The 18,997-nt window shown below is 47.1% G+C and carries 33 protein-coding genes; all 33 read right to left on the reverse strand.

Features of this window, described 5'->3' with window-relative positions; all coding sequences use genetic code 11:
• Positions 1–80 precede the first annotated feature (80 nt).
• Positions 81–467, reverse strand: a complete 387-nt coding sequence (rplQ, locus tag AACQ93_RS15495) for a 50S ribosomal protein L17 (RefSeq protein ID WP_007468807.1) — start codon at positions 465–467, stop codon at positions 81–83.
• Between the two features lie 33 nt (positions 468–500).
• Complete coding sequence (locus AACQ93_RS15500; RefSeq protein ID WP_007468810.1) at positions 501–1,490, reverse strand: DNA-directed RNA polymerase subunit alpha; 990 nt, start codon at positions 1,488–1,490, stop codon at positions 501–503.
• Between the two features lie 23 nt (positions 1,491–1,513).
• A complete protein-coding gene (gene rpsD, locus AACQ93_RS15505; protein ID WP_007468812.1) occupies positions 1,514–2,134 on the reverse strand; it encodes a 30S ribosomal protein S4 in 621 nt (206 codons plus the stop codon).
• A 27-nt stretch (positions 2,135–2,161) separates the two neighbouring features.
• Positions 2,162–2,551 (reverse strand): 30S ribosomal protein S11, encoded by a 390-nt coding sequence (gene rpsK / locus AACQ93_RS15510; RefSeq protein ID WP_005370963.1) that lies wholly within the window; start codon positions 2,549–2,551, stop codon positions 2,162–2,164.
• 19 nt (positions 2,552–2,570) lie between these two features.
• A complete protein-coding gene (rpsM, locus tag AACQ93_RS15515) occupies positions 2,571–2,927 on the reverse strand; it encodes a 30S ribosomal protein S13 (protein ID WP_007468823.1) in 357 nt (118 codons plus the stop codon).
• 145 nt (positions 2,928–3,072) lie between these two features.
• The gene (gene rpmJ / locus AACQ93_RS15520) at positions 3,073–3,186 is read right to left on the reverse strand and encodes a 50S ribosomal protein L36 (protein ID WP_000868186.1); all 114 of its coding nucleotides are present in this window, start codon (positions 3,184–3,186) and stop codon (positions 3,073–3,075) included.
• A 29-nt stretch (positions 3,187–3,215) separates the two neighbouring features.
• Positions 3,216–4,541, reverse strand: coding sequence for a preprotein translocase subunit SecY (gene secY, locus AACQ93_RS15525; protein ID WP_007469097.1), 1,326 nt, complete (start codon positions 4,539–4,541; stop codon positions 3,216–3,218).
• A gap of 22 nt (positions 4,542–4,563) precedes the next feature.
• Entirely contained in the window at positions 4,564–4,998 is a 435-nt protein-coding gene (gene rplO, locus AACQ93_RS15530; protein ID WP_007469099.1) for a 50S ribosomal protein L15, read from the reverse strand.
• 5 nt (positions 4,999–5,003) lie between these two features.
• Positions 5,004–5,183, reverse strand: coding sequence for a 50S ribosomal protein L30 (rpmD, locus tag AACQ93_RS15535; RefSeq protein ID WP_007469101.1), 180 nt, complete (start codon positions 5,181–5,183; stop codon positions 5,004–5,006).
• 5 nt (positions 5,184–5,188) lie between these two features.
• Positions 5,189–5,686, reverse strand: coding sequence for a 30S ribosomal protein S5 (rpsE, locus tag AACQ93_RS15540; protein ID WP_047885215.1), 498 nt, complete (start codon positions 5,684–5,686; stop codon positions 5,189–5,191).
• 12 nt (positions 5,687–5,698) lie between these two features.
• Positions 5,699–6,052, reverse strand: coding sequence for a 50S ribosomal protein L18 (rplR, locus tag AACQ93_RS15545; protein ID WP_064606080.1), 354 nt, complete (start codon positions 6,050–6,052; stop codon positions 5,699–5,701).
• Positions 6,053–6,061: 9 nt separating this feature from the next.
• On the reverse strand, positions 6,062–6,595 hold the full coding sequence (gene rplF / locus AACQ93_RS15550; RefSeq protein WP_007469108.1) for a 50S ribosomal protein L6: 534 nt from the start codon (positions 6,593–6,595) through the stop codon (positions 6,062–6,064).
• Between the two features lie 12 nt (positions 6,596–6,607).
• A complete protein-coding gene (gene rpsH / locus AACQ93_RS15555) occupies positions 6,608–7,000 on the reverse strand; it encodes a 30S ribosomal protein S8 (RefSeq protein WP_064606082.1) in 393 nt (130 codons plus the stop codon).
• 36 nt (positions 7,001–7,036) lie between these two features.
• Positions 7,037–7,342, reverse strand: a complete 306-nt coding sequence (gene rpsN, locus AACQ93_RS15560; RefSeq protein WP_007469112.1) for a 30S ribosomal protein S14 — start codon at positions 7,340–7,342, stop codon at positions 7,037–7,039.
• Between the two features lie 15 nt (positions 7,343–7,357).
• Positions 7,358–7,897 (reverse strand): 50S ribosomal protein L5, encoded by a 540-nt coding sequence (gene rplE / locus AACQ93_RS15565; protein ID WP_007469114.1) that lies wholly within the window; start codon positions 7,895–7,897, stop codon positions 7,358–7,360.
• 15 nt (positions 7,898–7,912) lie between these two features.
• Positions 7,913–8,224 (reverse strand): 50S ribosomal protein L24, encoded by a 312-nt coding sequence (rplX, locus tag AACQ93_RS15570; RefSeq protein ID WP_007469115.1) that lies wholly within the window; start codon positions 8,222–8,224, stop codon positions 7,913–7,915.
• A 12-nt stretch (positions 8,225–8,236) separates the two neighbouring features.
• Positions 8,237–8,608 carry a 50S ribosomal protein L14 gene (gene rplN / locus AACQ93_RS15575; RefSeq protein WP_004410450.1) on the reverse strand — a complete coding sequence of 124 codons (372 nt, stop codon included), beginning with the start codon at positions 8,606–8,608 and terminating at the stop codon, positions 8,237–8,239.
• Between the two features lie 164 nt (positions 8,609–8,772).
• On the reverse strand, positions 8,773–9,027 hold the full coding sequence (rpsQ, locus tag AACQ93_RS15580; RefSeq protein WP_007469132.1) for a 30S ribosomal protein S17: 255 nt from the start codon (positions 9,025–9,027) through the stop codon (positions 8,773–8,775).
• On the reverse strand, positions 9,027–9,218 hold the full coding sequence (rpmC, locus tag AACQ93_RS15585) for a 50S ribosomal protein L29 (protein WP_064606085.1): 192 nt from the start codon (positions 9,216–9,218) through the stop codon (positions 9,027–9,029). The genes rpsQ and rpmC overlap by 1 nt, the downstream gene beginning before the upstream one ends.
• Entirely contained in the window at positions 9,218–9,628 is a 411-nt protein-coding gene (gene rplP / locus AACQ93_RS15590) for a 50S ribosomal protein L16 (protein WP_007469136.1), read from the reverse strand. Before rplP ends, rpmC begins: the two co-directional genes overlap by 1 nt.
• Positions 9,629–9,639: 11 nt before the next feature.
• Positions 9,640–10,329, reverse strand: coding sequence for a 30S ribosomal protein S3 (gene rpsC / locus AACQ93_RS15595; protein ID WP_007469137.1), 690 nt, complete (start codon positions 10,327–10,329; stop codon positions 9,640–9,642).
• Positions 10,330–10,348: 19 nt separating this feature from the next.
• Positions 10,349–10,681: a 50S ribosomal protein L22 gene (gene rplV, locus AACQ93_RS15600; RefSeq protein WP_007469139.1), complete on the reverse strand. Its 333-nt coding sequence runs from the start codon at positions 10,679–10,681 to the stop codon at positions 10,349–10,351.
• 10 nt (positions 10,682–10,691) lie between these two features.
• On the reverse strand, positions 10,692–10,970 hold the full coding sequence (gene rpsS / locus AACQ93_RS15605; RefSeq protein ID WP_007469141.1) for a 30S ribosomal protein S19: 279 nt from the start codon (positions 10,968–10,970) through the stop codon (positions 10,692–10,694).
• A 20-nt stretch (positions 10,971–10,990) separates the two neighbouring features.
• On the reverse strand, positions 10,991–11,815 hold the full coding sequence (rplB, locus tag AACQ93_RS15610; RefSeq protein ID WP_007469143.1) for a 50S ribosomal protein L2: 825 nt from the start codon (positions 11,813–11,815) through the stop codon (positions 10,991–10,993).
• An 18-nt stretch (positions 11,816–11,833) separates the two neighbouring features.
• Positions 11,834–12,136, reverse strand: a complete 303-nt coding sequence (rplW, locus tag AACQ93_RS15615; RefSeq protein WP_007469145.1) for a 50S ribosomal protein L23 — start codon at positions 12,134–12,136, stop codon at positions 11,834–11,836.
• Positions 12,133–12,735 carry a 50S ribosomal protein L4 gene (rplD, locus tag AACQ93_RS15620; protein WP_007469147.1) on the reverse strand — a complete coding sequence of 201 codons (603 nt, stop codon included), beginning with the start codon at positions 12,733–12,735 and terminating at the stop codon, positions 12,133–12,135. Before rplD ends, rplW begins: the two co-directional genes overlap by 4 nt.
• A gap of 16 nt (positions 12,736–12,751) precedes the next feature.
• Positions 12,752–13,381, reverse strand: coding sequence for a 50S ribosomal protein L3 (gene rplC, locus AACQ93_RS15625; RefSeq protein ID WP_007469148.1), 630 nt, complete (start codon positions 13,379–13,381; stop codon positions 12,752–12,754).
• Between the two features lie 14 nt (positions 13,382–13,395).
• A complete protein-coding gene (gene rpsJ, locus AACQ93_RS15630; protein ID WP_002541412.1) occupies positions 13,396–13,707 on the reverse strand; it encodes a 30S ribosomal protein S10 in 312 nt (103 codons plus the stop codon).
• Positions 13,708–14,029: 322 nt separating this feature from the next.
• The gene (locus AACQ93_RS15635) at positions 14,030–14,218 is read right to left on the reverse strand and encodes a (2Fe-2S)-binding protein (RefSeq protein ID WP_007469153.1); all 189 of its coding nucleotides are present in this window, start codon (positions 14,216–14,218) and stop codon (positions 14,030–14,032) included.
• Between the two features lie 246 nt (positions 14,219–14,464).
• Positions 14,465–15,649 carry an elongation factor Tu gene (gene tuf, locus AACQ93_RS15640; protein WP_064601594.1) on the reverse strand — a complete coding sequence of 395 codons (1,185 nt, stop codon included), beginning with the start codon at positions 15,647–15,649 and terminating at the stop codon, positions 14,465–14,467.
• A 100-nt stretch (positions 15,650–15,749) separates the two neighbouring features.
• On the reverse strand, positions 15,750–17,846 hold the full coding sequence (gene fusA, locus AACQ93_RS15645) for an elongation factor G (RefSeq protein WP_007469170.1): 2,097 nt from the start codon (positions 17,844–17,846) through the stop codon (positions 15,750–15,752).
• A gap of 78 nt (positions 17,847–17,924) precedes the next feature.
• Positions 17,925–18,395: a 30S ribosomal protein S7 gene (rpsG, locus tag AACQ93_RS15650; RefSeq protein WP_007469171.1), complete on the reverse strand. Its 471-nt coding sequence runs from the start codon at positions 18,393–18,395 to the stop codon at positions 17,925–17,927.
• A 96-nt stretch (positions 18,396–18,491) separates the two neighbouring features.
• Entirely contained in the window at positions 18,492–18,866 is a 375-nt protein-coding gene (rpsL, locus tag AACQ93_RS15655; RefSeq protein ID WP_004399892.1) for a 30S ribosomal protein S12, read from the reverse strand.
• Positions 18,867–18,997 lie beyond the last annotated feature (131 nt).

Genomic DNA, 18,997 nt, shown 5'->3' on the forward strand with positions numbered 1-18,997 from the left:
CAGACTGATTTAAGAAGAGCTGATGCAAAAAAAAAGCCGAGTCTATGACCCGGCTTCTTTTTTATTTAACGCGCTATTGCTTATTCAGCAGCAGCTTCTTCCTGAGCTTCAGGACGGTCTACTAGCTCGATGTAAGCCATAGGGGCTTTATCGCCAGCACGGAAACCGCATTTCATGATGCGAGTGTAACCGCCTGGACGCTGAGCAAAGCGTGGACCAAGTTCGTTAAATAGTTTCGCAACAACTTCGTTGTCACGAGTACGTGCGAATGCTAGACGACGGTTAGCAACACTGTCAGTCTTAGCTAGGGTAATCAATGGCTCAATTACGCGACGCAGCTCTTTTGCCTTAGGCAGGGTAGTCTTGATAAGCTCGTGACGTACCAGAGAGCCAGCCATGTTGCTGAACATCGCTTTGCGATGGCTGCTGTTGCGGTTGAGTTGACGACCACTCTTACGATGGCGCATGACCTAATCCTTCTAACTAGATATCAGTAACTATTAATCTTCAGCAATTGATGCTGGCGGCCAGTTTTCTAGGCGCATACCTAGAGACAGACCACGTGAAGCCAGCACGTCTTTGATTTCTGTCAAAGACTTCTTACCAAGGTTTGGAGTCTTAAGAAGCTCAACCTCAGTACGCTGAACAAGATCACCGATGTAGTGGATCGCTTCTGCTTTCAGACAGTTAGCAGAGCGAACAGTTAGTTCAAGATCGTCTACAGGACGCAGTAGGATCGGATCGAACTCCGGCTTCTCTTCTTTCTCTTCAGGAACTCGTACATCACGTAGATCTACGAATGCATCCAGCTGCTCAGCCAAGATAGTAGCTGCACGACGGATAGCTTCCTCAGGATCAAGAGTACCGTTTGTCTCCATATCGATAACAAGCTTGTCAAGGTCAGTACGTTGTTCAACACGTGCTGCTTCAACAGCGTAAGCGATACGGTCAACTGGGCTGTAAGTTGCATCAACTAGCAGACGACCAATTGGGCGCTCATCTTCTTCAGTATGAATACGAGCAGACGATGGTACATAGCCACGACCACGTTCTACCTTGATGCGCATGCTGATGTCAGCATTGTCATCAGTTAGGTGGCAGATTACGTGTTCTGGGTTCGCAATCTCAACATCACCGTCGTGGGTGATGTCACCTGCAACAACAGGGCCTGCACCAGATTTATTCAGAGTAAGGATTACTTCATCTTTACCTTCAACCTTAACGGCCAGGCCCTTAAGGTTTAGAAGGATCTCAAGAATATCTTCCTGTACTCCTTCTTTGGTGCTGTACTCGTGTAACACACCATCGATTTCCACTTCAGTTACGGCACAACCCGGCATTGAAGATAGAAGAATACGACGTAGAGCGTTACCTAGGGTGTGGCCAAAACCACGCTCTAGCGGCTCAAGAGTTACTTTTGCGTGCGTCGTGCTGATTTGTTCGATATCAACAAGACGTGGCTTAAGAAATTCTGTTACAGAACCCTGCATTGTGTCCTCTCTTAACTATAGCCTTACTTAGAGTAAAGCTCGACGATCAGGTGTTCGTTGATGTCGGCAGACAAATCAGAACGTTCAGGAAGACGCTTGAAAGTACCTTCCATCTTGTTTGTGTCTACTTCGACCCAAGTCGGTAGTTCACGCTGAGTAGCAACTTCTAGAGCTGCCTTGATGCGTGCTTGGTTCTTAGCTTTCTCGCGAATGCTAACAACGTCGTTAGCCGCTACCTTGAAAGAAGGAACGTTTACGACTTGACCGTTAACTAGGATCGCTTTGTGGCTTACCAGCTGACGTGCTTCTGCGCGAGTTGCGCCAAAGCCCATGCGGTAAACTACGTTATCTAGACGACCTTCCAGAAGCTGAAGCAGGTTTTCACCTGTGTTGCCCTTGATGCGAGCAGCTTCTTTGTAGTAGTTACGGAATTGTTTTTCTAGAACGCCGTAAGTACGACGAACTTTTTGCTTCTCACGAAGCTGAACGCCATAGTCAGATAGACGACCGCGACGAGCGCCGTGTACACCTGGTGCGTTATCAATTTTACACTTGGTATCAATCGCGCGTACACCAGACTTAAGGAATAAGTCAGTGCCTTCACGACGGCTAAGCTTCAGCTTAGGACCCAAATATCTTGCCATGTTCTTTCTCCAGTTTTCCTAAAAACGTTATACGCGACGTTTCTTAGGTGGACGACAACCGTTATGAGGGATCGGAGTCGCATCAACAATGTTAGTGATACGGAAACCCGCAGCGTTTAGAGCGCGGATAGTAGACTCACGACCTGGACCTGGGCCCTTAACCATAACTTCCAGGTTCTTAACGCCATATTCTTTGGCCATTTCACCACAACGCTCAGCAGCAACCTGTGCAGCGAACGGAGTAGATTTACGAGAACCACGGAAACCAGAACCACCTGCAGTAGCCCAAGATAGAGCGTTACCCTGACGGTCAGTAATGGTTACGATTGTGTTATTGAAAGAAGCATGAATGTGCGCAACGCCATCAGCTACTTGCTTGCGTACGCGCTTACGAGCGCGAGTTGGTTGTTTTGCCATTGTACTCTACCTTATCCGATTATTTTTTGATCGGCTTGCGCGGACCCTTACGGGTACGTGCGTTGGTTTTAGTACGCTGTCCACGTAGTGGTAGACTGCGACGATGACGAAGACCACGGTAACAGCCAAGGTCCATTAGACGCTTGATGTTCATTGATACTTCACGACGTAGATCACCTTCTACAGTGTACTTAGCTACACCATCACGCAGTAGATCGATCTGCTCTTCAGTCAGTTCACTGATCTTAACATTTTCAGCAATACCCGCTTCAGCTAGGATAGCTTTTGAACGAGTCTTACCAATGCCGTAGATCGCAGTAAGAGCGATTACAGAATGTTTCTGATCAGGAATGTTAATGCCTGCAATACGGGCCACTATTCACTCCTAGTACTTTTCAAGAATAACCGCTGCAAAGCCCGTTTAGGATACGCAGCGGTGGAACAATTCTTTTGCACACACAAAAGATTGGTTGGCTAATTTAGCCAACCTACCTTCAATTTGCAAGAAATATTTCTGCTAATTAGCCTTGGCGCTGTTTGTGCTTTGGCTCACTGCAAATTACACGCACAACACCGTTGCGCTTGATAACTTTACAGTTACGGCAGATTTTCTTAACGGAAGCACGAACTTTCATTGCTAAACTCCGTAAATGGATAACCAGTCTTAACGGCCGTGGCCTTTAAGATTAGCCTTTTTCAAAACAGACTCATATTGTTGAGACATCAAGTGTGTCTGAACTTGAGCCATGAAGTCCATGATAACTACAACTACGATAAGTAGTGATGTACCGCCAAAGTAAAAGCGGACATTCCATGCAATCATCATAAACTCGGGGATCAGACAGATAAAGGTAATGTATAGAGCGCCTGCCAATGTCAGACGAGTCATCACTTTATCTATGTATTTTGCAGTCTGCTCACCCGGGCGAATACCAGGTACGAACGCACCAGACTTCTTCAGGTTATCAGCTGTCTCGCGAGGGTTGAACACCAACGCGGTATAGAAGAAACAGAAGAAAATAATCGCAGCAGCATAAAGCATCACATAAAGTGGCTGACCTGGGCTTAGCGCCAGTGAAATATCACTTAGCCAGCCTAGGTTTTCATTCTGACCGAACCACTGAGCCAGTGTACCCGGGAACAGAATAATGCTTGATGCAAAAATCGCTGGAATAACGCCTGCCATGTTGAGTTTCAACGGCAGGTGAGTGCTCTGTGCAGCAAAGACACGACGGCCTTGCTGACGCTTCGCATAGTTAACGACGATACGACGCTGACCACGCTCTACGAACACTACGAAGTAAATTACAGCGAAAGAAATAACTGCAATTAACAGTAGAAGAAGTACGTGCAATTCACCTTGACGTGCCTGCTCTACGGTCTGTCCAATAGCCGGTGGCAAACCAGCAACGATACCGGTGAAGATAATCATCGATATACCGTTACCAATGCCTCGCTCAGTAATTTGTTCACCCAACCACATTAGGAACATGGTACCGGTAACCAAACTAACAACCGCGACAAAGTAAAATCCTAGACCCGGATTTACAACCAGGCCTGGGATCATACTAGGTAACCCCGTTGCAATACCAATTGCTTGGAAGGTTGCCAAAACAAGCGTGCCGTAGCGGGTATACTGGCTGATCTTACGACGGCCAGACTCCCCTTCCTTTTTCAACTCAGCTAACGCCGGATGAACAACCGTCAGCAGCTGGACAATGATCGATGCCGAAATGTACGGCATGATACCCAGCGCCAAGATGGAAGCACGCTCAAGTGCACCACCAGAGAACATGTTAAACAGTTCAATGACGGTGCCCTTTTGCTGTTCGAACAGATCGGCAAGTACAGCAGCGTCAATACCAGGAATAGGCACAAAAGAGCCTGCGCGGAAAATTAAGATAGCACCTATTAGAAATAGCAGGCGAGTCTTAAGCTCTGCTAGGCCACCTTGTGCACTACGAAAATCTTGTCCTGGTTGTTTAGCCATCTGTACCTCATCCTCGAGTTAATTATTCCTCGATTTTACCGCCTGCAGCTTCGATAGCAGCTTTTGCGCCTTTAGTCACGCGTAGGCCTTTAACTGTTACAGCGCGAGCGATTTCACCAGAAAGTACAACTTTCGCGAACTCGATGTTCTTAGTGATAATGTTCGCAGCCTTCAGAGTTTCTAGGCTTACTACGTCACCTTCAACTTTCGCTAGCTCAGCTAGACGAACTTCAGCTGTTACCAGGCTCTTACGAGAAGTAAAACCGAATTTTGGTAGACGCTGTTTCAAAGGCATTTGACCGCCTTCGAAGCCTGGACGTACAGAACCACCTGAACGTGATTTCTGACCTTTGTGACCACGGCCACAAGTTTTACCCAGACCTGAACCGATACCACGGCCTACGCGCTTCGAAGAAGGCTTAGAACCAGCAGCCGGAGATAGAGTATTCAAACGCATTCTGATTACTCCTCAACTTTAACCATGTAGATAACCTTGTTGATCATACCGCGTACGCACGGTGTATCTTCAAGTTCTACAGTGTGGTTGATGCGACGAAGGCCTAGGCCACGCAAAGTAGCTTTGTGCTTCGGCAGACGACCGATTGAGCTCTTGGTCTGCGTTACTTTAATAGTCTTTGCCATGTCGATTACTCCAGAATTTCTTTAACAGAAAGACCACGCTTCGCAGCGATCATTTCTGGAGAGTTCATGCCACTCAAACCGTCAATAGTCGCGCGAACGATGTTGATTGGGTTTGTAGAGCCGTATGCTTTTGCTAGAACGTTGCGAACGCCCGCAACTTCTAGAACTGCACGCATTGCACCACCGGCGATGATACCAGTACCTTCTGATGCAGGCTGCATGTACACTTTAGAACCAGTGTGACGGCCTTTAACAGCGTGGTGAAGAGTACCTTCGTTTAGTGCAACAGTAACCATGTTACGACGTGCTTTTTCCATCGCTTTCTGGATCGCAGCAGGAACTTCACGTGCCTTACCGTAACCGAAACCAACGCGACCGTTACCGTCACCAACTACAGTTAGTGCAGTAAAGCTGAAAATACGACCACCTTTAACCGTCTTAGATACACGGTTAACAGCGATCAGCTTTTCATGCAAATCTGATTGAGTTTTTTCGTTAGCCATCTTCCGCCTACCTTAGAATTTCAGACCAGCTTCACGAGCAGCTTCTGCTAGTGCAGCTACACGGCCGTGGTATTGGAAACCAGAACGATCGAATGCAACGTTAGAGATGCCTTTTTCAATCGCGCGCTCAGCAATAGCTTTACCTACAACTGCAGCAGCGTCTTTGTTACCGGTGCTCTTAACTTGCTCACGGATCGCTTTTTCTACAGTAGAAGCGGCTGCGATTACTACAGAACCGTTTGGTGCGATAACCTGAGCGTACACGTGACGTGGAGTACGGTGTACAACTAGGCGAGTTGCACCCAGTTCAGCAATCTTACGACGTGCACGGGTCGCACGACGGATACGAGATGCTTTCTTATCCATAGTGTTACCTTACTTCTTCTTAGCTTCTTTAGTACGCACAACTTCGTCTGCGTAACGAACACCTTTACCTTTGTAAGGCTCAGGGCGACGGTAAGCGCGAATATCAGCAGCAACCTGACCCACAAGCTGCTTATCAGTACCAGTTAGTACGATTTCAGTTTGTGAAGGACATTCAGCTTTGATACCTGCTGGCAGTTCGTGCTCAACTGGGTGCGAGAAGCCCAGAGTAAGTGCTACAGCGTTGCCTTTGATAGCAGCACGGTAACCTACACCCTTAAGAACTAGCTTCTTAGTGTAGCCTTCAGTAACACCAACAACCATATTGTTAACTAGTGCACGAGCAGTACCTGCTTGTGCCCAAGCTTTTTCGAAACCTTCGCGAGGACCGAAAGTGATTGCGTTCTCTTCCTGGGAAAGAACTACTGCTTCGTTGATAACGCGAACTAGTTCGCCTTTACCACCTTTAACAGTGATTTCCTGACCGTTAAGTTTAACTTCTACGCCGGCAGGAATAACTACAGGTGCTTTTGCAACACGAGACATTTCCTACTCCTATTATGCTACGTAGCAGATAATCTCACCGCCAAGACCCGCTTTGCGAGCAGCGCGGTCGGTCATAAGACCCTTGGAAGTGGATACAACAGCAATACCCAGACCGCCCATCACTGATGGTAGAGCATCTTTTTTCTTGTAGATGCGCAGACCTGGACGTGATACACGTTGGATTTGCTCGATAACTGGGTTAGCTTCGAAGTACTTAAGAGTAACTTCTAGCTCAGGCTTAACTTCACCAGATACAGTGTAGTCAGCCACGTAACCTTCTTCTTTAAGCAGTGCAGCGATTGCAACTTTTAGCTTAGAAGATGGCATTTTAACAGCAACTTTTTTCGCTGCCTGACCGTTACGAATGCGGGTCAGCATATCCGAAATCGGATCTTGCATGCTCATAAGTCAATTACTCCGTGATTCTTAATTGGTAAAAAATTACCAGCTAGCTTTACGCAGACCCGGAATCTCGCCTTTCATGCAAGCTTCACGAACCTTGATACGGCATAGACCAAACTTACGTAGGTAGCCGTGTGGACGTCCAGTCTGGTTACAGCGGTTACGCTGACGAGACTTCGCAGAATCACGTGGTAGTGACTGAAGTTTAAGCACTGCATTCCAGCGGTCTTCTTCAGACGCATTCACGTCGCTAATTAGAGCTTTAAGCGCTGCACGCTTCTCAGCGTACTTAGCTACTAGCTTGGCACGTTTAGCTTCGCGTGCCTTCATTGATTCTTTAGCCATTAGTAACCCTTACTTTTACTTACGGAATGGGAAGTTAAAAGCAGATAGCAGAGCACAAGCTTCTTCATCAGAATTCGCAGTAGTAGTGATAGTGATGTCAAGACCACGTACACGATCTACTTTATCGTAATCGATTTCTGGGAAGATAATCTGCTCACGAACGCCCATGCTGTAGTTACCACGACCGTCGAATGATTTCGGGTTTAGACCACGGAAATCACGGATACGAGGTACAGCAATAGAGATTAGACGCTCGAAAAAGTCCCACATACGTTCGCCACGTAGAGTTACTTTACAGCCAATAGGGTAGCCCTCACGGATCTTAAAGCCAGCAACAGACTTACGAGCTTTAGTGATTAGCGGCTTCTGACCTGCAATAGCAGTCATGTCAGCAGCTGCGTTCTCAAGAAGCTTCTTGTCGTTGATCGCGTCACCCACACCCATGTTAAGTGTGATTTTCTCGATCCTTGGGACTTGCATGATGCTCTTGTATTCAAACTTTTCAGAAAGTTCTTTTACAATAGTCTCTTTGTAGTAATCATGCAGTTTCGCCATAGTACTACTCCAAAATTACTTAATAGTTTCGCCAGTCGACTTGAAGAAACGAACTTTTTTGCCGTCTTCAAATCGGAAGCCTACACGGTCCGCTTTACCTTCACCGTTAACGATTGCAACGTTAGAAGCGTCAATTGCAGCTTCTTTCTCAACGATGCCACCTTGGATGCCCATAGCCGGTACTGGCTTCTGGTGCTTCTTAACAAGGTTGATACCTTCAACGATTACTTTACCGGTTGCTAGAACCTTAGATACTTTACCTTTCTTGCCTTTATCTTTACCAGCAAGAACGATAACTTCGTCGTTACGACGGATTTTAGCTGCCATTTTAGTCGCTCCTTACAGTACTTCAGGCGCTAGTGAAACGATCTTCATAAACTTATCGCCACGAAGTTCACGAGTCACAGGGCCGAAGATACGAGTACCGATTGGTTGCTCAGTGTTGTCGTTCAACAATACGCAAGCGTTACGGTCAAAGCGAATGACAGAGCCGTCTGGACGACGTACGCCTTTACGAGTGCGCACAACCACCGCTTTCAGAACGTCACCTTTCTTAACTTTACCGCGAGGAATTGCTTCCTTAACAGTAACTTTGATGACATCACCGATATGTGCATAGCGACGGTGTGAACCACCCAGAACCTTAATACACATTACGCTACGAGCGCCGGAGTTATCCGCTGCGTCAAGCATACTTTGCATTTGGATCATGTTAGTGCTCCGCTAATTTTAAACATCTAGACCCATCACGAGTCGATTTGCCTTTTCTTCAAAGGCGGCGAATGATAACACTCTTTTCGACCGTTGGGTAGACAAAAAATAAACGGCCCCAAAATTTTTCCGGGGCCGCTCTATTATATCGTTGTTAAGTTCGCTTAGATGCGAGCTTTTTCAACTACACGTACCAGAGTCCAAGACTTAGTCTTAGACATTGGACGGCACTCACGAATTTCAACTGTATCGCCTAGGCCACACTCGTTGTTCTCGTCGTGTGCGTGAAGTTTAGTCGTGCGAGTGATGTACTTACCGTAGATTGGGTGTTTCACCTTACGCTCGATAGCAACAACAATAGACTTATCGCCTTTGTCGCTAACTACACGACCAAGCTGAGTACGAATTTTTTCGCTCATTATGCGCCAGCCTTCTCAGTCAGAACAGTTTTAACACGTGCGATATCGCGACGTACAGCTTTCAGAGTGTGAGTCTGCTGTAGCTGACCAGTAGCAGCCTGCATGCGCAGGTTGAACTGTTCACGTAGCAGGTTCACAAGCTCAGCATTCAGTTCTTCAACGCTTTTAGCGCGCAGATCTTGTGCTTTCATCACATCACCGCCTTAGTTACGAATGTTGTCTTGATTGGTAGCTTACGTGCAGCAAGGTTAAATGCTTCACGAGCTAGTTCTTCAGAAACACCATCCATTTCGTACAGAACTTTACCTGGTTGAATCTGTGCTACCCAGTACTCAACGTTACCTTTACCTTTACCTTGACGAACTTCAAGAGGCTTAGATGTAATTGGTTTGTCTGGGAAGATACGAATCCAGATTTGGCCCTGACGTTTGATATGACGAGTCATAGCACGACGAGCTGCTTCGATCTGGCGAGCAGTGATGCGGCCACGGCCAACTGCTTTAAGACCAAATGTGCCGAAGCTTACGTCAGTACCTTTCGCTAGACCGCGGTTACGACCCTTATGAGTCTTGCGGAATTTAGTGCGTTTTGGTTGCAGCATCGATAAACTCCTTATTTACGGCCTTTGCGCTGCTTCTTAGGCTTGTCAGCCTTTGGCTCAGCAACTGGCATACCGCCTAGAACTTCACCTTTGAAGATCCAAACTTTAACGCCGATTACACCGTACTGGGTGTGAGCCGAAGAAGTTGCGTAATCAATGTCAGCACGTAGAGTGTGTAGAGGCACACGACCTTCACGGTACCACTCAGAACGTGCGATTTCAGCGCCGCCTAGACGACCGCTTACTTCTACCTTGATACCTTTAGCGCCAAGACGCATAGCGTTCTGTACTGCACGCTTCATAGCGCGACGGAACATAACACGACGCTCTAGCTGAGACGCGATGCTGTCTGCAACTAGTTGACCATCTAGCTCAGGCTTACGTACTTCAGCGATGTTGATCTGAGCTGGAACACCAGCGATCTTAGCAACGCGAGCGCGTAGTTTTTCTACGTCTTCACCTTTCTTACCGATTACAACGCCTGGACGAGCAGTGTGAATAGTTACACGGATGCTCTTAGCAGGACGCTCGATAACGATGCGTGACAGAGACGCTTTTTTCAGTTCTTTAGTAAGGAACTGACGTACCTTGAAGTCGCCGTCTAGGTTGTCAGCGAAATCTTGGCTGTTAGCAAACCAAGTGGTATTCCATGGCTTAACGATGCCAAGACGAATACCATTAGGATGTACTTTTTGACCCATTGCTTTCTCTCCTAGTCTCTTAGCGGTCTGCTACAACAACAGTGATGTGGCTAGAACGCTTCAAGATGCGATCGGCACGGCCTTTAGCACGAGGCATAATACGCTTCATGGTAGGACCTTCGTCAACGAAGATTTTAGCTACTGATAGATCATCAATATCTGCGCCTTCGTTGTGTTCTGCGTTAGCGATAGCTGACTCTAGAACTTTCTTGATTAGATCAGCAGCTTTCTTGTTGCTGAACTGTAGAATTTCTAGAGCTTGAGCAACTGGCTTACCGCGCAGTTGATCTGCAACCAAACGAGCTTTCTGCGGCGAGATGCGAGCAAAGCGATGTTTAGCGATAGCTTCCATTACCTACTCCTTAGCGCTTCTTAGCTTTCTTATCCGCAGCGTGGCCGCGGTAAGTGCGTGTTGGTGCAAATTCGCCTAGCTTGTGACCGATCATTTCTTCAGAAACGAAAACAGGAACGTGCTGACGACCATTATGGACAGCGATGGTCAAACCGATCATCTGAGGGATGATCATTGAGCGACGGGACCAAGTCTTAACAGGCTTCTTGTCACCGCTTTCCACCGCTTTCTCTACCTTCTTCAGCAAGTGCAGGTCAATAAAAGGACCTTTCTTGAGAGAACGTGGCATGGCTTATCCTCTGATATAAATTACTTGTTACGACGACGTACGATGTACTTGTCGGTACGCTTGTTCTTACGAGTCTTGTAACCCTTAGTAGGAACACCCCAAGGTGTAACTGGGTGACGACCACCAGATGTACGGCCTTCACCACCACCGTGTGGGTGGTCTACTGGGTTCATTACAACACCACGTACTGTTGGACGAACACCGCGCCAACGTGAAGCACCAGCTTTACCTAGTTCACGTAGCATGTGTTCTGCATTGCCAACTTCACCGATAGTTGCGCGACCTTCAGCAAGAACTTTACGCATCTCGCCAGAACGTAGACGTAGAGTTACGTATGCACCTGCACGTGCAACGATCTGTGCGTATGCACCAGCTGAACGAGCCAGCTGAGCACCTTTACCAGGCTTAAGTTCAACACAGTGTACAGTTGAACCTACTGGGATGTTGCGCATTGGTAGAGTGTTACCAACTTTGATAGCAGCATCTGCGCCAGACTGGATTGAATCACCAGCTTGGATACCTTTAGGTGCGATGATGTAGCGGCGCTCACCGTCTGCGTACAGAACTAGAGCAATGTTTGCGCTACGGTTTGGATCGTATTCAAGACGCTCAACTTTCGCTGGGATACCATCTTTAGTACGTTTGAAGTCGATGATACGGTAAGCATTCTTGTTACCGCCACCGATGTGACGTACTGTGATACGACCGTTGTTGTTACGACCACCAGACTTAGATTTTTTCTCTAGTAGTGGTGCGTACGGCTTACCCTTATGCAGGTCAGAGTTAACCACTTTAACTACGTGGCGACGACCTGGGGAAGTCGGCTTACATTTTACAATAGCCATTCTTCTTTGCTCCTAGCCTTACTCTGCACTGCCAGCGAAGTCGATGTCTTGACCTTCTTTCAGGATTACATACGCTTTTTTCCAGTCGCTACGACGGCCTTGGCGCATACCCTGACGTTTGGTCTTACCCTTAGCTACAAGAGTATTTACAGACTTAACTTCAACCTCGAACAGTTTTTCAACTGCTGCTTTGATCTCTTTCTTAGTCGCTGTCATAGCTACTTTGAATACGATAGTGTTACCGTTTTCTGCAGCCATAGTCGCTTTTTCAGAGATGTGCGGAGCACGTAGAACTTTTAAAATACGCTCTTCAGTGATCATGCTAGCATCTCCTCAACTTGTTTAACTGCGTCAGCAGTCATCACAACTTTATCGAAAGCAATCAAGCTAACTGGGTCGATTGCCTTAGCATCACGAACGTCTACTTTGTATAGGTTACGTGCAGCCAGGAATAGATTCTCATCTAGTTCGCCAGTTACGATTAGCGCGTCAGTAAGTTCAAGCTCTTTCAGCTTAGCTACTAGCGCTTTAGTTTTAGGTGCTTCTACAGAGAAGTTATCAACAACGATTAGACGCTCTTGACGAACTAGCTCAGAAAGAATGCTCTTCATAGCACCACGGTACATTTTCTTGTTAACTTTCTGGCTGTGGTCCTGTGGACGAGCAGCGAAAGTTACACCACCGGTACGCCATAGTGGGCTACGGATAGTACCTGCACGAGCGCGGCCTGTACCTTTCTGGCGCCATGGCTTAGCGCCACCACCAGAAACGTCAGAACGGTTCTTCTGAGCACGTGTACCTTGACGAGCACCTGCTGCGTAAGCAACAACTACCTGGTGTACAAGCGCTTCATTGAACTCACGCCCAAAAGTAGTTTCGGAGACAGTTAGCGCGTCAGCGCCTTTGACTACCAATTCCATTACTAACTCCTCGACGTTACGCTTTAACAGCTGGTTTAACGATCACGTTGCCACCTGTAGCACCTGGTACTGCACCTTTGATAAGAAGCAGATTGCGCTCAGCGTCAACACGTACGATCTCTAGGTTCTGAGTAGTTACACGCTCAGCACCCATGTGACCAGCCATTTTCTTGCCTTTAAATACGCGACCTGGAGTCTGACACTGACCGATAGAACCAGGAGCACGGTGAGACAAGGAGTTACCGTGGGTCATATCTTGAGTACGGAAGTTCCAGCGCTTAACGCCACCCTGGAAGCCTTTACCCTTAGATGTACCAGTAACGTCTACTTTTTTAACTTCGTTGAACAGCTCAACAGTTAGCTCAGCGCCAACAGCGAACTCTTCGTTGTTCTCTAGACGGAATTCCCAAAGACCGCGACCAGCTTCAACACCTGCTTTCGCAAAGTGGCCAGCTTCTGACTTAGAAACACGGTTAGCTTTCTTAGTACCAGTAGTTACCTGGATTGCGTTGTAGCCGTCAGTTTCAACAGATTTAACCTGAGAAACGCGGTTAGCTTCAACTTCAACCACAGTTACTGGGATAGAAACGCCATCTTCGGTAAATACGCGGGTCATGCCCACTTTACGACCGATTAGACCAATCATTCTCTTATCTCCCCTTAACCTAGGCTGATCTGAACATCAACGCCAGCAGCTAGGTCTAGACGCATAAGAGCGTCAACAGTTTTATCTGTTGGCTCAACGATGTCGATAAGGCGCTTGTGAGTACGGATTTCGTACTGGTCACGTGCGTCCTTATTAACGTGTGGAGAAATAAGAACAGTGAAACGCTCTTTACGAGTAGGTAGAGGGATTGGACCCTTAACCTGCGCGCCAGTGCGCTTAGCTGTTTCAACGATTTCCGCAGTTGACTGATCGATCAGACGGTGATCGAACGCCTTTAGGCGGATACGAATACGTTGGTTCTGCATGAGACAGAGCTCCAATAATAAAAATTACACAAACAATATCGCCACTCATACTCGTAAAAACGAGAGAATGCCGATTGATTTATGTGAACGTAGCATCCAAATTGGATACATTGTCAGCCAATTAAATTGACTGCGAACTTAAGTCAGAGTGTATATTAACAGATCGCTAAGCGACCCTTCCTCAATGCTCATTGGTTCACAACTGCGCTTACGAGAGCTTATTGTCTCGAGCAGTGGCGAGCATTATACAGATCACACTTTGAAGCGCAACCCTTTGTAGGAAAAATAATCAGAGTAGGGATAAATTGAGTGGGTGTTTCTGTCAGCTGGCTTTCTTAAATGCAGCAGTGACAGTTTCCTCGATCACTTCCTTAGCGGTGCGAATGCATTTACCACACTGAGAACCCAACGGGGTGACTTGTCGAATACCACGTATATCTGTGATCCCGTGTTCTACAGTTAGTTTGGCAATTTTTTTATCTGAAATAGCGTGGCAAAGGCAAACGTACATTGTGAATCCATCTTATGTTGTGACCACGGCAATATAAACAAGAATGGTTTTCATTACCAGCAGATTCAGCGGATCATTTAGATGGTTTAGCCATTTCTTTGAGAAAGATCTTTAGATAAAGGAATATCAAGACAGCCATGACATATTACTCAGACATTCCCCTTTCAACCCTGTCCTAGTATATAGCAGGATCAAAAAAGGGAGCCGAAGCTCCCTTTTTTTGTGTCGTTAGACAATCAGCGAATATTATTCGATGATAGAAGCAACAACACCAGCACCAACTGTGCGACCGCCTTCACGGATAGCGAAGCGTAGACCTTCGTCCATCGCGATTGGAGCGATTAGAGTAACAACCATCTTGATGTTGTCACCAGGCATAACCATTTCTACGCCTTCTGGTAGTTCGATAGTACCAGTTACGTCAGTTGTACGGAAGTAGAACTGTGGACGGTAGCCTTTGAAGAATGGCGTGTGACGGCCACCTTCGTCTTTAGACAGAACGTATACTTCTGACTCGAACTTAGTGTGAGGAGTGATAGAACCTGGCTTAGCAAGTACCTGACCACGCTCAACTTCGTCACGCTTAGTACCACGTAGTAGAACACCAACGTTCTCACCAGCACGGCCTTCGTCAAGAAGCTTACGGAACATTTCAACACCAGTACAAGTAGTAGTGGTAGTTTCTTTGATACCGATGATTTCTACTTCGTCACCTACAGTGATAACGCCCTGCTCAACACGACCAGTTACAACTGTACCACGGCCCTGGATTGAGAATACGTCTTCGATTGGTAGGATGAATGGACGATCGATTGCACGCTCTGGCTCTGGGATGTAGTTATCTAGAGCTTCTGCTAGTTCAACAATCTTGTCTTCCCACTCTTTCTCGCCGTTTAGAGCGCCAAGAGCAGAACCCATGATTACTGGGCAGTCGTCACCTGGGAAGTCGTACTCAGATAGAAGTTCACGAACTTCCATTTCTACTAGCTCTAGTAGTTCTTCATCATCAACCATGTCACACTTGTTCATGAATACGATGATGTAAGGGATACCAACCTGACGGCCTAGTAGGATGTGCTCACGAGTCTGAGGCATTGGGCCATCAGTTGCAGCAACAACTAGGATACCACCGTCCATCTGCGCAGCACCGGTGATCATGTTTTTAACATAGTCAGCGTGTCCTGGGCAGTCTACGTGTGCGTAGTGGCGAGTTGGAGTATCGTACTCTACGTGAGAAGTAGCGATTGTGATACCACGCTCACGCTCTTCTGGAGCGTTATCGATAGATGCGAAGTCTTTCGCTTCACCGCCGTAAACTTTAGCCAGAGTAGTACAGATAGCTGCAGTTAGAGTAGTTTTACCGTGGTCAACGTGGCCGATAGTACCAACGTTAACGTGCGGTTTCGTACGTTCAAATTTTTCTTTAGACACGATCGTGTTCCTTCCTAGTTAAGATACGCCCCCTACTAGGTCGGGGGCGCGTCCGAAGCCTGTATTCTATGCGTCAACGAAGCTTGACGCAATAATCAAATTAAGTGCGCTCAGCAATAATTCGATCTGCAACATTCTTAGGAACTTCAGCATATTCGCTGAACTCCATCGAATAAGATGCGCGACCTTGAGTTGCTGAACGTAGATCTGTTGCGTAACCGAACATTTCAGACAGTGGTACCTTAGCACGAACGATCTTAAGACCAGCTGGTCCTTCGTCCATACCTTCGATCATGCCGCGGCGACGGTTAAGGTCACCAACAACATCACCCATCCAGTCTTCTGGTGTGGTTACTTCAACTTTCATCATTGGCTCAAGAATAATTGGGTCTGCTTCTAGCGCACCCTTCTTGAATGCCATTGAACCTGCGATCTTAAATGCCATCTCGTTAGAGTCGACGTCATGGTAAGAACCGTCAAACAGAGTTGCTTTGACATCCAGAACCGGATAACCGGCCAGAACACCATTGTTCATCTGCTCTTCGATACCTTTGGCTACCGCACCGATATATTCTTTCGGTACTACACCACCTACGATTTCATCAACGAATACAAAACCTTCGTCTTGCTCCGCCGGCTCAATCTTAAGCCATACGTGACCATACTGACCGCGGCCACCAGACTGACGTACGAACTTACCTTCAACTTCCGTTTTACCACGAATGGTTTCACGGTATGCAACCTGAGGTTTACCCACGTTACAATCTACGCTGAATTCACGCTTCATACGGTCTACGATGATGTCCAGGTGAAGTTCACCCATACCAGAAATCAGCGTCTGGCCGGTTTCATCATCAGTTTCCACGCGGAATGACGGGTCTTCTGCAGCTAGTTTACCTAGCGCAATGCCCATTTTTTCCTGGTCAGCTTTCGAGCGAGGTTCAACAGCGATCTGGATTACTGGCTCAGGGAATTCCATACGTTCCAGAATCACTCGATGGTCTTGATCACACAAGGTATCACCTGTGGTCACATTCTTCAGACCGATTGCTGCTGCGATATCACCCGCACGAACTTCCTTAACTTCTTCACGTTTGTTCGAGTGCATCTGTACGATACGACCGAAACGCTCGCGTTTTTCTTTTACTGAGTTGTAGACGGTATCACCGGAATTTACAACACCAGAGTAAACGCGCATGAAGGTCAGGCTACCAACGAATGGGTCGGTCGCGATCTTGAACGCAAGCGCTGAGAATGGTTCTTCATCGCTTGAGTGGCGCTCAATTTCGTTACCTTTTTCATCTTCACCACGAATAGATTTAACTTCCGTTGGTGAAGGCAGGAATTCAATAACTGCATCAAGTACAGCCTGAACACCTTTGTTCTTAAATGCTGAACCACAAGTTGCCAGCACGATCTCGTTTGCCAGCGTACGCTGACGAAGACCGGCTTTAATCTCTGCTTCAGATAGGTCACCTTCTTCAAGGTACTTATCCATTAGCTCTTCAGAAGCTTCAGCAGCAGACTCAACCAGGTTCTGACGCCATTCCTCAGCGAGTTCAACCATTTCAGCTGGAATGTCTTCATGGGTAAATGTCATACCCTGATCATCTTCACTCCAGTTGATGGCCTTCATCTTGATAAGGTCAACAACGCCTTTGAATTCATCTTCAGCACCAATATTCAGCTGAATAGGCACTGGGTTCGCGCCAAGACGGTTCTTGATTTGATCAATTACGCGCAGGAAGTCAGCTCCGGCACGGTCCATCTTGTTCACGAATACCATACGAGGTACTTCGTATTTATCAGCCTGACGCCACACAGTCTCAGACTGAGGCTCAACACCAGAAGAACCACAGAAAACAACAACTGCGCCATCAAGAACACGCAGAGAACGTTCTACTTCGATAGTGAAGTCTACGTGCCCAGGGGTGTCGATGATGTTGATGCGGTGCTCTGGAAACTGTGCTTCCATACCACGCCAGAATGTCGTAGTTGCAGCAGAAGTGATGGTGATACCACGTTCCTGCTCCTGCTCCATCCAGTCCATGGTAGCAGCGCCGTCGTGAACCTCACCGATTTTGTGAGACAGGCCTGTATAAAACAGAATACGCTCGGTAGTCGTTGTTTTACCGGCGTCAACGTGAGCACAGATACCGATGTTACGGTAGCGCTCGATAGGCGTTTTACGAGCCACGGCTGTATCCTCTTACTAAGGTTAACCTTAGAGTATGGTTTAGGCGCGACAGGCCTAGCCTGTCGCGCCCAGACGGTATTACCAGCGGTAATGTGCGAACGCTTTGTTCGCGTCTGCCATACGGTGAACGTCTTCACGTTTCTTAACAGCAGAACCTTTGTTGTCAGCCGCGTCTAGCATTTCTGCAGCAAGACGCTGAGCCATAGATTTTTCACCACGCTTACGCGCAGCTTCAACCAACCAACGCATAGCTAGTGCGTTACGACGTACTGGACGTACTTCTACAGGCACCTGGTAAGTTGAACCACCCACACGGCGAGATTTAACCTCTACCGCTGGACGAACGTTTTCAAGAGCTTTTTCAAAGATAGCTAGGTGTTCTTCACCAGAACGCTCAGCCATTGCATCTAGTGCAGTGTAAACGATTTTTTCTGCAGTAGATTTTTTACCGTCAACCATTAGGATGTTAACGAATTTTGCCAGCAATTCAGATTTGAACTTTGGATCTGGAAGGATCTTACGCTGACCGATTACGCGACGACGTGGCATGGATATTCTCCGTTGTCTTCTTCAGGTTATCCAAAACTTTTCAGTTTCTTCAAAATTTAAATAATTTAGTGTTTGGCCTTACTTAACGGAAATCCATTAAGACTTAGGACGCTTCACACCGTACTTAGAACGACCTTGTTTACGGTCATTAACGCCTGCACAGTCAAGTGCACCACGAACAGTGTGGTAACGAACACCTGGAAGGTCTTTAACACGACCACCACGGATTAGAACAACTGAGTGCTCCTGAAGGTTGTGACCTTCACCGCCGATGTATGAAGTTACTTCGAAACCGTTAGTTAGACGAACACGGCACACTTTACGTAGTGCTGAGTTAGGTTTCTTAGGAGTAGTAGTGTATACACGAGTACATACACCACGCTTCTGTGGGCACGCTTCTAGTGCAGGCACGTTGCTTTTTACAACTTGCTTAGCACGTGGCTTGCGTACCAGCTGGTTAATAGTTGCCATTAAATAGCTCCTGAAATATTACTTTCGTAAATGTGAAAAATCCGCCTCCCAACAACAGGAGGACGCGAAATTTTAGGCATCGCACTTATGGGTGTCAAGATCTATACAACGATCAATGAGATGATCATTTC

The organism is Photobacterium sp. J15 (assembly GCF_963870815.1).
GTDB lineage: Bacteria > Pseudomonadota > Gammaproteobacteria > Enterobacterales > Vibrionaceae > Photobacterium > Photobacterium marinum.